At 73.0% G+C, this 13253-nt stretch carries 15 protein-coding genes and 3 tRNA genes; 13 read left to right on the top strand and 5 right to left on the bottom strand.

Annotation, left to right across the window (positions count from 1 at the left end; all coding sequences use genetic code 11):
* Window position 1: 1 nt before the first annotated feature.
* Window positions 2-439, top strand: a complete 438-nt coding sequence (locus KDN32_RS01255; protein ID WP_211730312.1) for a response regulator — start codon at window positions 2-4, stop codon at window positions 437-439.
* An 8-nt stretch (window positions 440-447) separates the two neighbouring features.
* Window positions 448-1047, top strand: coding sequence for a copper resistance CopC family protein (locus KDN32_RS01250; RefSeq protein WP_211730311.1), 600 nt, complete (start codon window positions 448-450; stop codon window positions 1045-1047).
* Here the strand turns inward: KDN32_RS01250 and KDN32_RS01245 are convergent.
* Window positions 969-2438 carry an NAD(P)/FAD-dependent oxidoreductase gene (locus KDN32_RS01245; protein WP_307853606.1) on the bottom strand — a complete coding sequence of 490 codons (1470 nt, stop codon included), beginning with the start codon at window positions 2436-2438 and terminating at the stop codon, window positions 969-971. The two genes, KDN32_RS01250 and KDN32_RS01245, sit on opposite strands and share 79 nt — an antisense overlap.
* Before the next feature lie 206 nt (window positions 2439-2644).
* Between KDN32_RS01245 and KDN32_RS01240 the strand changes: the two genes are divergently transcribed.
* The 3 genes from KDN32_RS01240 to KDN32_RS01230 are packed head-to-tail and all read left to right on the top strand — an operon-like array spanning window position 2645 to window position 4316.
* On the top strand, window positions 2645-3571 hold the full coding sequence (locus KDN32_RS01240; protein WP_211730309.1) for an ATP-binding protein: 927 nt from the start codon (window positions 2645-2647) through the stop codon (window positions 3569-3571).
* Window positions 3568-3969, top strand: a complete 402-nt coding sequence (locus tag KDN32_RS01235) for a fluoride efflux transporter FluC (RefSeq protein ID WP_211730308.1) — start codon at window positions 3568-3570, stop codon at window positions 3967-3969. Before KDN32_RS01240 ends, KDN32_RS01235 begins: the two co-directional genes overlap by 4 nt.
* Entirely contained in the window at window positions 3966-4316 is a 351-nt protein-coding gene (locus KDN32_RS01230; protein WP_211730307.1) for a fluoride efflux transporter FluC, read from the top strand. Before KDN32_RS01235 ends, KDN32_RS01230 begins: the two co-directional genes overlap by 4 nt.
* A gap of 16 nt (window positions 4317-4332) precedes the next feature.
* On the opposite strand, the gene KDN32_RS01225 is transcribed toward KDN32_RS01230, so the two are convergent.
* On the bottom strand, window positions 4333-4686 hold the full coding sequence (locus KDN32_RS01225; RefSeq protein ID WP_211730306.1) for a metallopeptidase family protein: 354 nt from the start codon (window positions 4684-4686) through the stop codon (window positions 4333-4335).
* Window positions 4687-4778: 92 nt separating this feature from the next.
* A tRNA-Asp gene (locus KDN32_RS01220) sits at window positions 4779-4852 on the bottom strand.
* A 164-nt stretch (window positions 4853-5016) separates the two neighbouring features.
* On the opposite strand from KDN32_RS01220, the gene KDN32_RS01215 reads away from it, so the two are divergent.
* Both KDN32_RS01215 and KDN32_RS01210 read left to right on the top strand, forming a co-directional pair.
* Entirely contained in the window at window positions 5017-6474 is a 1458-nt protein-coding gene (locus tag KDN32_RS01215) for an NAD(P)/FAD-dependent oxidoreductase (RefSeq protein ID WP_211730305.1), read from the top strand.
* Window positions 6471-6668, top strand: coding sequence for a hypothetical protein (locus KDN32_RS01210; RefSeq protein WP_211730304.1), 198 nt, complete (start codon window positions 6471-6473; stop codon window positions 6666-6668). The genes KDN32_RS01215 and KDN32_RS01210 overlap by 4 nt, the downstream gene beginning before the upstream one ends.
* A gap of 9 nt (window positions 6669-6677) precedes the next feature.
* On the opposite strand, the gene KDN32_RS01205 is transcribed toward KDN32_RS01210, so the two are convergent.
* Window positions 6678-6753 (bottom strand) — tRNA-Glu (locus tag KDN32_RS01205).
* A gap of 174 nt (window positions 6754-6927) precedes the next feature.
* Between KDN32_RS01205 and KDN32_RS01200 the strand changes: the two genes are divergently transcribed.
* From KDN32_RS01200 to KDN32_RS01175, 6 genes are all read left to right on the top strand, one after another.
* A complete protein-coding gene (locus KDN32_RS01200) occupies window positions 6928-7320 on the top strand; it encodes a response regulator (protein WP_211730303.1) in 393 nt (130 codons plus the stop codon).
* Between the two features lie 240 nt (window positions 7321-7560).
* The gene (locus KDN32_RS23110) at window positions 7561-8661 is read left to right on the top strand and encodes a cytochrome P450 (protein ID WP_211730302.1); all 1101 of its coding nucleotides are present in this window, start codon (window positions 7561-7563) and stop codon (window positions 8659-8661) included.
* Window positions 8658-9986, top strand: coding sequence for a sensor histidine kinase (locus KDN32_RS01190; RefSeq protein WP_211730301.1), 1329 nt, complete (start codon window positions 8658-8660; stop codon window positions 9984-9986). Before KDN32_RS23110 ends, KDN32_RS01190 begins: the two co-directional genes overlap by 4 nt.
* A 51-nt stretch (window positions 9987-10037) precedes the next feature.
* Window positions 10038-10114 (top strand) — tRNA-Phe (locus tag KDN32_RS01185).
* Window positions 10115-10190: 76 nt separating this feature from the next.
* The gene (locus KDN32_RS01180; protein WP_443678606.1) at window positions 10191-11531 is read left to right on the top strand and encodes a hypothetical protein; all 1341 of its coding nucleotides are present in this window, start codon (window positions 10191-10193) and stop codon (window positions 11529-11531) included.
* 155 nt (window positions 11532-11686) lie between these two features.
* Window positions 11687-12781 (top strand): Glu/Leu/Phe/Val family dehydrogenase, encoded by a 1095-nt coding sequence (locus tag KDN32_RS01175; RefSeq protein WP_211730299.1) that lies wholly within the window; start codon window positions 11687-11689, stop codon window positions 12779-12781.
* Window positions 12782-12973: 192 nt separating this feature from the next.
* Here the strand turns inward: KDN32_RS01175 and KDN32_RS01170 are convergent, their stop codons facing one another.
* Entirely contained in the window at window positions 12974-13159 is a 186-nt protein-coding gene (locus KDN32_RS01170; RefSeq protein WP_211730298.1) for a DUF3073 domain-containing protein, read from the bottom strand.
* Between the last annotated feature and the right edge of the window lie 94 nt (window positions 13160-13253).

The following is a 13253-nucleotide window of genomic DNA, read 5'->3' as shown; positions in this document are numbered from 1 at the left end:
CATGCCCGCCCTCCTCGACCAGGCCCGAGCGACCCTCCGGGTGCTGCTCGTGGACGACCACCAGATCCTGCGCCAGGTGCTCGAGCTCGCCCTCGACGCCGAGCCCGACCTGCTGGTCGTGGGGGCCTCGCCGGACGCCGAGTCGGCCCTCACGGCGGTCGCCGACCTGCGGCCCGACGTGGTGCTGATGGATCTCGACCTCCCCGGCATGGACGGCATCGAGGCGACCCGCCAGCTCACCCTCCGCCACCCGCACGTGCGGGTGGCGGTGCTCACCGGGGCGTGCACCCGCGGCCTGGTCGTGGCCGCGCTGGAGGCCGGCGCCAGGGGATACCTCCTCAAGGAGGACCCGCTCGACCATCTGCTGGCGAGCATCAGGGCCGTCGGCGAGGGGCGACGGCCGATCGCCGCGGCCGCCCGGGCGCTCCTCGAGGGATGAGGAACGCCATGACGCTCCGCACCGTCGCCCGCACCTGGCTCGCCCTGCTGCTGGGACCCGTGCTCGGGCTGGTGCTGACGGCCGGCCCCGCCCGTGCCCACACCGACCTGCTCGGCAGCTCACCCGCCGCCGGGGAGGCGGTCTCCGTCGAGACCGACGCACTGATGCTGTCCTTCGCCGGGGAGGTCGTGCCCGGGACCGCGGCGGTCTCGGTCGTCGGCCCCGACGGCCGCGAGGCGACCCACGGGCCGACCGTGGTCGACGGCGCCCTCGTGCGGGTCGGCGTCCGGCTCGCGGCGACCGGCGAGCACGCCGTCTCCTACCGGGTGGTGGCCGCCGACGGGCACGTCGTCACCGGCGGGCTGCGCTTCGCGGTCGCCTCCGGGGCCGGCACCGCGACCGCCCTCCCGGCCGTGCCGCCGACCGAGCCTGCGCCGAGCGGTCCCGGCGCGCTCCCGTGGCTCGTCGGCACGGTCCTGCTGCTCGCGCTCCTCGCCGGGCTGCACGCCGTCCGGCGCCGACGCGCGGCTCAGTGGTCCGCGTGCACCCCGCGCGCGCCGGAGTCGGTCAGCTCGGCCTCGCGGGCCGCTGCCGCCTCGAGCTCCTGACGACGGGTCTCCTCCATCATCGCCCGCGTGGCGTCGTACATCCCCGGGTCGGAGACCAGGTCCGCCGCACCGCGACGCAGGCGCGCGAGCGCGGCCCGGGCGAAGATCTGCTGCTCGGTGGTGGTGCGCTCGGAGCGGTTGTTGCTGACGAAGGTGATCGCCCAGCGCATCAGCGCGGAGACCTGGTTCTTGAAGCCGGTGAGGTAGACGAGGTGCACGCCGAGCCACATCAGCCAGGCCGCGATGCCCGTGATCCGCAGCTTGCCGACCATGGCGACCGCGCGGAAGCGGCTGATGATCGCCATCGAGCCCTTGTCGAAGTACTTGAAGGGGCCCTGCGGGGGCTTGTTCTCGACCCGGTTGCGGATCTCCTTGGCGGCGTACTTCGCCCCCTGGATCGCCACCTGCGCGACGCCCGGGAGGTTGTCGAGGGCGATCATGTCGCCGACGACGAACACCTCGGGGTGCCCGGGGAGCGTGAGGTCGGGGTTGACCGCGATCCGGCCGGCCCGGTCCAGCGGAGCGCCGGTCTGCTCCGACAGCGTCTTGCCGAGCGGGTTGGCCTGCACGCCGGCCGCCCAGATCTTGGCGACCGAGTTGATGCGCTCGACCCGGCCGTCCTTGAACTTGACCTCGAGCCCACGCTCGTCGACCTCGGTGACCATGCCGCCGAGCATCACCTCGACGCCGAGCTTCTCCAGCTCGCGCTGGGCCTTCTCGCCGAGCTTGGCACCGAACGGCGGCAGCACCTGCGGGGCGGCGTCGACGAGCACGACGCGGGCCTGGCGGGTGTTGATCGCACGGAAGTCCTTGCGCAGGGTGTGGTGCGCGAGCTCGGCGATCTGGCCGGCCATCTCCACACCGGTGGGGCCGGCGCCGACGACGACGAAGGTCAGCAGGTGGTCGACGTCGTCGCCGCGGCTCGCGCCGAGCTCGGCCATCTCGAAGGCGCCGAAGATCCGGCCGCGCAGCTCGAGGGCGTCGTCGATGCTCTTCATGCCCGGGGCGAACTCGGCGAAGTGGTCGTTGCCGAAGTAGGACTGGCTGGCGCCGGCGGCGACGAGCAGCGAGTCGTACGACGTGACCGTGTCGCGGCCCAGCACGCGCGAGGTCACGGTGCGCGCCTCGAGGTCGATGTCGACGACCTCGCCGAGCAGGACCTTCGCGTTGTCCTGGTTGCTCAGCACCTCGCGGGTCGGCGGGGCGATCTCGCCCTCGGAGAGGATGCCGGTCGCCACCTGGTAGAGCAGCGGCTGGAAGAGGTGGTGGGTGGTCTTGGCGACCACGGTGACGTCGACGTCGGCACGGCGCAGCGCCTTGGTGCCGAAGAGTCCACCGAATCCCGAACCGATCACCACGACCTTGTGGCGAGTTGCCTGCGTCTGGGTCACGAGTGCTCCTAGGGTCATAGGTGCGGTCAGGACGTCGTCCATTCTCCTCCCGGAGACCCCCAGGTGGCGAAATGATGGACGCGTCTGCTTGCTCACACCCTGTCCCCACTCCCGAAGAAAACTATGGTGTGTTCGAGGTTTGAACCACCTGATCGCCGGGTAGCCAATGCCCACTGGACTACCCACACCCCCTGAAAGAAGTCCCAGTGCCGCTGACCTCCGAGCTGACCCTGGCGTCGTCGCCGCGTGCCGCGGCCGACGCCCGGCGCTGGGTGGCCGACATCTGCCGGCGGCTGGGCAGGGACGACCTCGTCGAGTGCGCCGAGCTCGGGGTCTCCGAGCTCGTCGCCAACGCGCTCATCCACGCCAGGGCGCCCTACAAGGTCCGCGTGCGCGGCACGGCCAGCCACCCGCGCATCGAGGTGGCCGACGGCTCGACCAGCCCGCCCGTCCCGCCGGCGCCGGTCACCGGCGACGACCTCGACCTGCTGCTGACCTTCGGGCGGGGCCTGGCGATCGTCGCCCAGTGCGCTGCCGCCTGGGGTGCCTCCATCGAGGACGACGGCAAGACCGTCTGGTTCGAGCCCGCCGCCGAGATGCACGAGAGCTCCGACGCGACCTGGGTCGTCGACCACCTCGACCGGACGGCACCCGAGCCCCGCAGCGAGGCCGCCCTCGAGGTGCAGCTGCTGTCCGTCGACGTCCCGCTCTACCTCTCCCTCGCCCGCCAGTACGCCGAGCTGCGGCGCGAGCTGCGGCTGCTCTCGCTGTCGCACCAGAGCGACTACCCGCTCGCCGGCGACCTCACCTCGATGTTCGCCAGCTTCGAGCGACAGTTCCCCGACACCTTCTACGACCAGGTGCACCGCGCCGCGGAGCACGGCACCCCGAGCGTCGACCTCGCCTTCCCGATGGTCCGCGAGGCGTCCCCGATCTTCGTCACCATGACCGAGATGTTCGACGTGGCCGACGCGTTCTGCCGTGCCGAGCGGCTGCTCTCGCTCGCCCGCACCGCCGATCAGCGCGCCTTCCACAACTGGTTGCTGGGCGAGCTGATCGGCCAGCTCGGCGGCGACGACGCCCACCCGTGGCGCGGGACGGCAGCTGACCACTCCGCGAGCCAGGTCGGGTGAGCGGCCGGCGTCCGCGCCCCGACGTCCTGCTGCTCGTGGCAGCCGGCGGTGCGCTCGGAGCCCTGCTGCGCCACGCGGTCGACGTCGTCGCCCACCACGGGACGTTCCCGTGGCCCACCCTCGCCATCAACGTCGTGGGCTCCTTCGCCCTCGGCGCGCTGCCCCTGCTGGCCGCCGTACGCCGCTCGCCCCGGCTCGCCGCGACCCTGGGACCGGGCGTCCTCGGCGGGTTCACGACCGTGTCCGCCTGGGCCGGCCAGACGCGCGAGCTCGCCGCCTCGGGCCACGGCGCGATCGCCGGCCTCTACCTCCTCGTGACGCTCGCCGCCGGCCTCGCCGCGGCGTCCGTGGGGCGACGGCTCTCGCGCCGGGCCGAGCCCGAGGAGGCCCTGGGGTGAGCGAGACGACGACGGCCCTGCTGGTCGCCCTCGGCGCGGCCGTCGGGGCACCGCTGCGCTACGCCTGCACGCACCTGCTCGACGACGCGTGGCCGCGCGGCACGCTGCTGGTCAACGCCGTGGGCTCGGGCCTCTTCGGCCTGTTCGCGGCGCTCTCCCTCGGTGGCGCCGCGTGGGCCCTGCTGGGCACCGGGTTCTGCGGGGCCCTCACGACGTTCTCCTCCTTCGCCGTGCAGGCGGTCGACCGGCCCGCGCGCGAGGCCGGCGGCTACGTCGCCGTCACCACCGTGCTCGCCCTGGCGGCCTGCTCGGCCGGATGGCTGCTCGGCAGCGCGCTCGCGGGCTGAGCCCGCGCGCCGGACCTCAGCCCCAGCCGAGGGCGTGCAGGCGCGCGTCGTCGAGACCGAAGTGGTGGGCGACCTCGTGCACGACGGTGATCCGCACCTCCTCCTCCAGCTCCTCGACCGTCTCTGCGACGTCGAGCAGCGGACCGCGGAACAGCAGGATCCGGTCGGGCAGGAAGCCCGCGTGGTTGGCGGGCCGCTCGGTGAGCGCGAGCCCGTCGTAGAGCCCGAGGAGGTCCGGGTCGTCGGCCGGGGCCTCGGGCTCGACCAGCACCACCACGTTCTCCACCAGCCGGGCCAGCTCGTCGGGGAGCTCGTCGAGGGCGCGCTCGACCATCGCGTCGAAGGAGGCGGCATCGAGGTCGACCGGCATGCGTCCAGCCTAGGGAGCACCACCGAACGGCTCGGGGTTCCCCGGAACGCAGAAGAGGGAGAGCCTGACGGCTCTCCCTCTTCATTGCTCTGCGACCCCGACGGGACTCGAACCCGCGGCCTCCGCCGTGACAGGGCGGCGCGCTAACCAACTGCGCTACGGGGCCTGGTCGTGCTTCCTGCGAAGCGGGTGGAACTGTAACCCATCGCCGTCACCCACCACCAAATCGGGGCAGCGCCGGGGAGCGGGTCCTCGAACGGACTTCTGCGAATCGCTGACGAACACATACCCCAGGGGTATGTTGTGGACACGTCGTCGAAGGAGGAAACCGTGGCCCATGTCGTCGTGCTCGGCGCGGGCGTGTCCGGACACACCGCCGCTCTCCACCTCAGGCGGCTGCTCGACCGGACGCACACCGTCACCGTCGTCTCGCCCAACTCGCACTGGAACTGGATCCCGTCCAACATCTGGGTCGGCGTGGGCACCATGGACAAGAAGTCGGTGGTGTTCCCCCTCGCCCCGGTCTATCGCCGCAAGGGCATCGAGTTCCGCCAGGCCCGGGCCGTCGCGATCCGCCCCGACGGCACCGCTGACGACCCCCGCGGCGCGGTCGACATCGTCCACACCGGCAAGGACCGCGCGGGTCGCGAGGAGCAGCTCCGGTTCGACTACCTCGTCAACGCGACCGGCCCCCAGCTGCGCTTCGAGGCCACCGAGGGCCTCGGGCCCGACGGCGGTCACACCGTGTCGGTCTGCACCGCCGACCACGCGATCGACGCCGCCCGCGCGCTGTCCGCGTCGATCGAGCGCATGAGGGCCGGGACGCCCCAGACCCTCGTCGTCGGCATGGGCCACGGCACGTGCACCTGCGAGGGTGCCGCCTTCGAGTACGTCTTCAACGTCGACCAGAAGCTGCGCGACGCCGGCGTGCGCGACCTCGCGCGCCTGGTCTACCTCACCAACGAGGCCGCGCTCGGCGACTTCGGCGTCGGCGGCATGACCTTCGAGGAGATGGGCTTCCGCACCAGCAGCGAGCTCTGGACCGCCTCGCTGTTCCGGGAGCGCGGGATCGAGGCCGTCCTCGGAGCGCACGTCGAGCGCGTGGAGCCGGGCGTCGTGTCCTTCGAGACCCTCGACGGCGCGCACCACCGGCTCGAGTTCGACTTCGCGATGCTCCTCCCGCCCTTCGGCGGCGTGCGGCTGCACGCCTACGACCGCGAGGGCGCGGACATCACCGACCGGATGTTCGCCCCGAGCGGCTTCATGCGGGTCGACGCGGACTACAGCCCCAAGCCGTTCGAGGAGTGGAGCGCCGCGGACTGGCCGCGGACCTACCTCGCGCCCGGCTACGACAACATCTTCGCCGTGGGCATCGCCTTCGCTCCCCCGCACCAGATCTCGCTGCCGCGCACGACGCCGAACGGCACCGTGATCGCCCCCTCGCCCCCGCGCACCGGCATGCCCAGCGGGGTGATGGGACGTACCGCGGCGCTCACCATCGTGGACCGGATCCGGCACGGGGCGGACCGGGCGCCGCACACCGCCTCCCTGGCGGAGATGGGTGCCGCGTGCGTGGCCTCGGTCGGCTCGGGCCTGCGCGAGGGGTCGGCGGCGTCGATGACGATGATGCCGGTCGTCCCGGACTACTCCCGCTATCCCACCGGCCGCGACCTCGGCAGCACCAGGGGCGAGCTCGGGCTCGGGGGCCACTGGGTCAAGCTCATGCTCCACCACCTGTTCCTCTACAAGGCCAAGGCCCGCCCTGGCTGGCACCTGATCCCGGAGTGACGACCATGCAGGCACACACGCCCACCTTCACCGCGCTGCGCACCGACACCACGCTCCCGGTCGTCGACCTCAGCGCCGCCCCGCTGCCCACCGGGCGCACCCTGGAGCGGCGTCGCAGCGTGCCGGTCCAGCTCGCGCGCTTCGCGATGTTCAACCTGCGGATCATGCGGATGGTCAGGAGCGGCCACCACTGAGTGGACCACTGGCACCCCCAACCGGATTCGAACCGGCGCTACCGCCGTGAAAGGGCGGGGTCCTGGGCCGCTAGACGATGGGGGCCAGCCCTCCCGGGAGACCCGGTCGGACGGGGCCCAGCATAGGGGCAGCGACGGGCAGGGACCCAACCAATCCCCGCATGGCGCACCGCCCGTCGGGGCGGGTCTTCGGAGAAGATTTCGACCGTTTGTCCGATTTGACCCCCCACACACCCCCTGACATGACTAGCCTGCACTCGTGAGCGACGCGTCTCGGCAGCTGCGTTTCCTCGTTGTCGACGACAACGAGGACATCCGTGACGTGTTCTCCCGCCTGGTGGAGCGCGCCGGCCACGCCGCCGCGACCGCCGAGGACGGACAGGCTGCCGTCGAGCGTCTCCAGGTGGAGACCTTCGACGTCATGCTCCTCGACCTCACCATGCCGCGCATGAACGGCGTGGAGGTCGTCCGCTGGCTCCGGGAGCACCCTGAGGTGGCCCCGACCATGAAGGTCGTGGTGATCAGCGCCTGGGCCGGCGAGCACCGAGCAACCCTGCAAGAGCTCGGTGTGGACAACGTGATGCAGAAGCCCCTGCGCATCCAGCAGCTGACCGACCTCATCACAGAGACGCTACGCACGGTGGATTCCTGACCCTTCCCTGAACGCTCGTCCGGGCCAGAACTCCAGCGTGGCGGCAATCGCACGCCCGCACCCGCAGGTGTGCACCAACCCCAACCCCTGGAGAAGACACCATGATGAAGCGCATCCGCACCCACCTCGACACCAAGCGCGCCGCCACCCAGATGCAGTCGATCTACGCGTGGCGTCCCGCGCCGCCGCGCTGATCGTCGACGTGAGGCCTCACCTCGTGGGGCACGCACCGTGATGCACGTGGACAGCGCCGAGTCGGCCGGTGGTCGGCTCGGCGCTGTCCTCGCCCTGCCCCGGACCGGTCTGGCGTCCCTCGGCCCGCACGGGCCGTGGGTGGCCACCACGCCCGCCCTCGCCCGCCGGGTCCTGACCGAGCCCGGCACCTTCGACTTCCCCGGCGACGTGAGCCGCAGCGGGGACCTCTCCGCGAGCCGCGGCGACACCCGCTCGGGCCACCTCGGGTTCGCGGCGCTGGGCGCGGACGCGGTCGCCCGGGGCACCGCGCGGTTCACCTCGGAGTGGGACGCCGCCTGCGCCGACCACGAGCGCAGCGCGCCCGGCACGCCGTACGACGCGATGGCCCTGCTGCGCGCGCCGGTCGGGCGCGCGACGTGTGCCGCCGTGCTCCCGGAGGCCTCCGAGGCGCAGCAGCGCGCCGTCGCCGACCGCGTCCTGGCCTGGATCGACGCGCTCGGCCCGGTCATCGCGGCGCGCCGCCCGCCCGCACGCTGGAGCCGGACCCGACGCACCGAGCAGCGGGCCCGGCACGCGCTCGAGGACACCCTGCGCGAGGTCCCCGGCCTCGACGGGACGCCGCAGCAGGTCGCCACGATGCTGGCGGCCGGCATCCAGGTCCCGATCGCCGCCGGTGCGTGGCTGCTGGCCTGGCTCGCCGACCACCCGACCGGCCGGGTCGACCCCGTCCACGCCGCCTGGGAGACCGTGCGCCTCACGCCGCCGACCTGGGTGACCGCGCGGCAGGCGGCTCGCGACTGCGACCTCGACGGGCAGCACGTCCCCGCGGGCGGGCTGGTGATGGTCAGCCCGCTGCTGCTGGGGCGTCGGCCCGACCTGGTACCCGGCGAGCCCGACGACCTGGCCCGCTTCGCCCCGGAGCGCTGGGACGACCCGACCCGGCGCCCCGGCGCGTGGCTGCCGTTCGGTGCGGGGCCGCACGCGTGCCCGGGCCGCAACCTGGGCCTCGCGATGCTCGTCGCACTGGCGTCGTGGGGCGTGCGGCACGACCTCCGGCTGGTCGAGCCCGTGAGAATCGACCAGAGCCGGGGCATCGCCCCGCTACCGTGCCGTATCGAGGTCGCGACGACGGAGGTGACGACGTGATCAAGCACCCGGCGCTCCAGGACGTCTCGGGCGCGCCCGTGTCCGGGGACGGGGCGGCGCTCGCTCGCCGGATCATCAACGGGGACGCCACGGTCGAGGAGTCCATCGCCCGGGTGGCGGACCACCTGCTCACCGACCCCCGGGTCGAGGTCGTCGTCAGCGCGCTGACCCTGTTCGCCCCGGAGGACCGGTCGGGCTGGATCCAGCTCGGCGGCCGGGCCTGGATCCGGGAGTGGCCGCGACCCGGCTCGGGGTTCTCGGGCCTGCCCCCGGAGGGCGCCGGGGCCGAGGCCGCGCTCACCATGCCGTGGCTCTCGAGCCTGGCCCGCGAGGACACCGTCGTGATCCTCGACCGTGACCTGCTGCCCCCGGAGGCGAGCACCGACCGGTCCGAGCTCAGCCGGTTCGGCGTGCGCAGCCTGATCGGCTCCACCTTCCGCTCGCGCGGGGAGATGTTCGGCAGCCTGTCCGCGATCAGTCTCGAGGGCGGCCCGTGGCCCGAGGAGCTGGTCGAGGACGTCCGCCTGCTGACCGCCGCGATCTCGTCGCGGATCACCCTCGAGCACTCCCGCCGTGCGCTCGCCGAGGCGATCGACACCGGCACCGAGGCGCAGGTCGCCTACCAGCAGTTCTTCGGCGCGGTCGGGCACGAGCTGCGCACCCCGCTCGCCGCGATCGTCGGCTACACCGAGGTGTTGATGGACGACGCGGCCGAACACCCGCAGGACCCGGTGTCCGAGGGGTTGCTGCGCGACGGTCCGGTGATCCTGCGCGCCTGCGACCAGCTGGTGGCGGTCGTCGACAGCCTGCTCGGCGCCGGTCGTACGCTCGCGGCCGATGACGAGCGCAACGACGTGGTGGTCGCGGACGCGGTCGCCGACGTCCTGCACTGGCACCGGACCCCCGCCCGCAGCGCGAACGTGACGATGCACGCCGACATCGACCCGTCGCTGACGGCGTGGGCCCACGAGGCGGGCGTGCGCCAGGTGCTGACCAACCTGGTCGGCAACGCCATCGCCCACCACCGTCCCGAGGGCGGCACCGTCCGCCTCACCGCCACGTCCCTCCTCGGGGAGAGCGGCCGGCCGATGATCCGGGTGATCGTCCGCGACGACGGGCCCGGGCTGGCGCCCGAGGAGATGCAGCACGTCTTCGAGCCGTTCGTCCGGTTCGCCGATCCCGGGACCAAGGGCAGCGGGCTCGGCCTGTCGATCAGCCGGACGATCGCCGAGCGCGACGGCGGCGCCGTGCAGGGCGAGTCGACGCCGGGCGTCGGGACGTCGTTCTGGCTCGAGCTGCCACGCACGGCGACGGCGCGTCCGTGACGCGAGCCGATTCCCCGGCGCACGCGTGCCTGTTGTAGTCTCCTCCGCGTTGGCCAGGTAGCTCAGTTGGTACGAGCGACCGACTGAAAATCGGTAGGTCGGCGGTTCGACCCCGCCCCTGGCCACCACCACCGCAGGGCCCCGATCACGTCCCGATCGGGGCCCTGTGGCGTACCCGGACCGGCCCCCGCGAGGATGGGACTCGTGCTCCCCCGCCTCGAGATCGTGCGCCGGCTGCGTCCGGTCGACCTGCTGGCCGGCGGTCGGCCCGCGCTCTCCCGGTCCGCGGGCGGTCGGGTGCCGTTCGCCGCTGCGGCGCCCTACGTCGCGACCACCACCGCGGCCCGCGACGGTGCCGCGCTGGCGCTCCACCTCGGGGGGCACCGCCTCGGCGCGCGCCTCGACGACGGCTCGGTGTCGCTCGTCGTCGACGGTGGCTCCGGCGGCGCGCGCACGCTGCGCAGCCGACGCTTCCACCGCGCCGACTCCCCGACGGAGCTCGGCCTGAGCCTCACCGGCGCCCACCTCACCGCGTGGACCCGCGAGGCCGCCGGGTGGGTCGCCCGGGCCCGCCACGACCTGCGCGACCCGGACACCTCGCGCCTGGTGCCCGACGTCCGCGACGAGGCCGTGCTGGCCGCCCTGGAGGTCGACCTGCCGCCGTGGGGCGGCGACATCGGGCCGTTCGGCCAGCTCGGGCTGCGCGACGTGCGGCTCGTGACGGCCGAGGACGGCACACCGGTGCGCGAGGGCGGTCGGCTCTGGCTCACCGCCACGTCCGCCGGACCCGGCTTCTTCGACACCGCCCACACGAGCGTGTGGAGCCTCGACCCGAGGTCGTACGACCTGGCGCACGCCGCCGACCTGTTCTTCCGCCGGCCGGACCGGCCCGGTGTCTTCGGCGACCACGCCACCCACCTGGTCCGGACCGAGGATGGCTGGCTCGTCGCGACCAGCACGTGGGGCGACTTCGAGACGCCTCGCACCCGCGCCGGGCGGCGTACGGACGCCGGTCTGCGGGTCACCCTGGCCGCCTCGGACGCCGACCTGCTGCGCGGCACCCACGTCCTCGACACCCGCGAGCTGCCGCTCCCCACCGACGGCCTCGGCTCGGTGGCCACCTGGGACCCGTACCTCCTGCGGCGCGACGACGGGTGGCTGGTGGGGTTCGTCAGCGCCCGCCGCTTCTTCGACTTCCACCCCGCGCTGGCCGGCGGACCCCGGCTGGAGGACCTGACCCTGCTGGGAGCGGCCGTCGACCGCCGCTCGACCGAGGGCACCACCCTGCTCGAGGTCGACGGGCGGACGCTGGTCCTGGCCAGCGACGGGCGCGAGTCGCGGCGCGGGCAGCGCGCCCGCTTCCCGGTCTTCGACACCGCTATGACCGAGGTCGGAGCGCTTGACGCCCCCTACCCCACCAACCTCCCCTGGCCGTCGCTGGTGCACGTGGACGGCACGTGGCTGATGGCGAGCTTCAACGGACGTCCGGCCGGGGGCGACCTGCTCGGCTACGGCACCCACGGCGACCTGGTGCTGATGCGGTAATGGTGCGGCCCGGGTGCGGCCCGGGTGCGCCGGTTGATGCCGTGCGCGGGCCGTCGCGGGACTACGCTGGAGGTGACGGCGGTCACCACCCCTCGACCGCGCTGACCAGGCCCGCACACCCCGCGGCCGCACCCACCAGAAAAGGATCCACGCGCATGTCCGGAGCACCCACGAGCGGCGTCGACGTCTTCGACCTCGGCAGCGACCACGAGCAGGTCGTCTTCTGCAACGACCGCGCGACCGGCCTCAAGGCCATCGTCGCCATCCACTCCACGGCCCTGGGCCCGGCCCTGGGCGGGACGCGGTTCTACCCCTACGCCAGCACCGACGAGGCGATCGTCGACGTGCTCAACCTCTCGCGCGGCATGTCCTACAAGAACGCGCTCGCCGGCCTCGACCTCGGCGGCGGCAAGGCCGTCATCATCGGTGACCCGGCCGAGCTCAAGACCGAGGCCCTCCTGCGCGCCTACGGCCGCTTCGTCCAGTCGCTGAACGGGCGCTACTTCACCGCCTGCGACGTGGGCACCTTCAGCGAGGACATGGACCACATCGCCCGCGAGTGCGACTTCGTCACCGGCCGCACCGTCGCCCACGGCGGTGCGGGCGACAGTTCGGTGCTGACCGCGTACGGCACGTTCCAGGGCATGCGGGCGGCCGCCGAGCAGGTCTGGGGCGAGCCCACCCTCGCCGGTCGCACCGTCGGCGTCGCGGGCGTCGGCAAGGTCGGCAAGCACCTGGTCCGCCACCTCATCGAGGACGGCGCCACGGTCGTCGTCACCGACGTCCACGCCCCGTCCGTCGAGGCGATCCGCGCCGAGCTCGCGCAGGTGCAGGCCGTCGCCTCCACCGACGAGCTGGTCGCGAGCGAGATCGACGTCTACGCCCCCTGCGCGATGGGCGGCGCGATCAACGACGAGGTGCTCGAGGTCCTGCAGGCGAAGATCATCTGCGGCGCGGCCAACAACCAGCTCGCGCACCCGGGCATCGAGAAGCAGGTCGACGAGCGCGGCATCCTCTACGCCCCCGACTACTGCGTGAACTCCGGCGGCGTGATCCAGGTCGCCGACGAGCTCGAGGGCTTCTCCTTCGAGCGTGCCCAGCAGCGCGCCAGCGGCATCTTCGAGACCACCCGCTCGGTCTTCGAGCTGGCGAAGGCCGAGGGCGTCACCACCGCCGAGGCCGCCGACCGGGTCGCCGAGCGCCGGATGCGCGAGGTCGGCCGCCTGCGCGGCCTCTACCTCGCCGAGTAGGCGCGAATGTCACGCTGAACAACGCCGAGTCGGCGCGAATGTCATCACATTCGCGCCGACTCAGCGTCATCTGGGTGCGCATTCGCGCCCACTCGGGGCGTTTCACGTCAACACTCGCGCCGACTCGGCGTCGGGGCGCGCTCGTAGGACCTCGCGCCCGGTGAGCGGGCGACGAGGCACAGGTGCGATCAGTCAGTCAGCGCGACGACGCGGGTCGGCATAGTCCGACCACTCGTCATCGGGCTCGACCTCACTCGAGGAGTGAGGATCTTCTCCGTGCAGCTCCTTCGCCAACGCGCCGAAGTCCGTCTCGTGAGTCCGGTACTTCAGGTCGCGCGCGACCTTCGTCTGCTTCGCCTTCGCTCGGCCGCGCCCCATAGGGTCGACCCCCTCGCACACTTGGCCGGGGCTGCCGAGGAGCACTCGACGCGCCCGGTCTGATCGGTCACATATCGTGAGGACAACGCTACCC

This window comes from Nocardioides palaemonis, assembly GCF_018275325.1.
Lineage (GTDB): Bacteria > Actinomycetota > Actinomycetes > Propionibacteriales > Nocardioidaceae > Nocardioides > Nocardioides palaemonis.
The sequence above is the reverse complement of the archived record's forward strand: the minus strand, read 5'-3'. Positions and strand labels throughout refer to the sequence as shown.

Coding starts and splice junctions, on each gene's coding strand:
- KDN32_RS01255 (WP_211730312.1), top strand. CDS start 2: ATGCCCGCCCTCCTCGACCAGGCCCGAGCGACCCTCCGGGTGCTGCTC.
- KDN32_RS01250 (WP_211730311.1), top strand. CDS start 448: ATGACGCTCCGCACCGTCGCCCGCACCTGGCTCGCCCTGCTGCTGGGA.
- KDN32_RS01225 (WP_211730306.1), bottom strand. CDS start 4,686: ATGCCGGTCGACCTCGATGCCGCCTCCTTCGACGCGATGGTCGAGCGC.
- KDN32_RS01175 (WP_211730299.1), top strand. CDS start 11,687: ATGTCCGGAGCACCCACGAGCGGCGTCGACGTCTTCGACCTCGGCAGC.
- KDN32_RS01170 (WP_211730298.1), bottom strand. CDS start 13,159: ATGGGGCGCGGCCGAGCGAAGGCGAAGCAGACGAAGGTCGCGCGCGAC.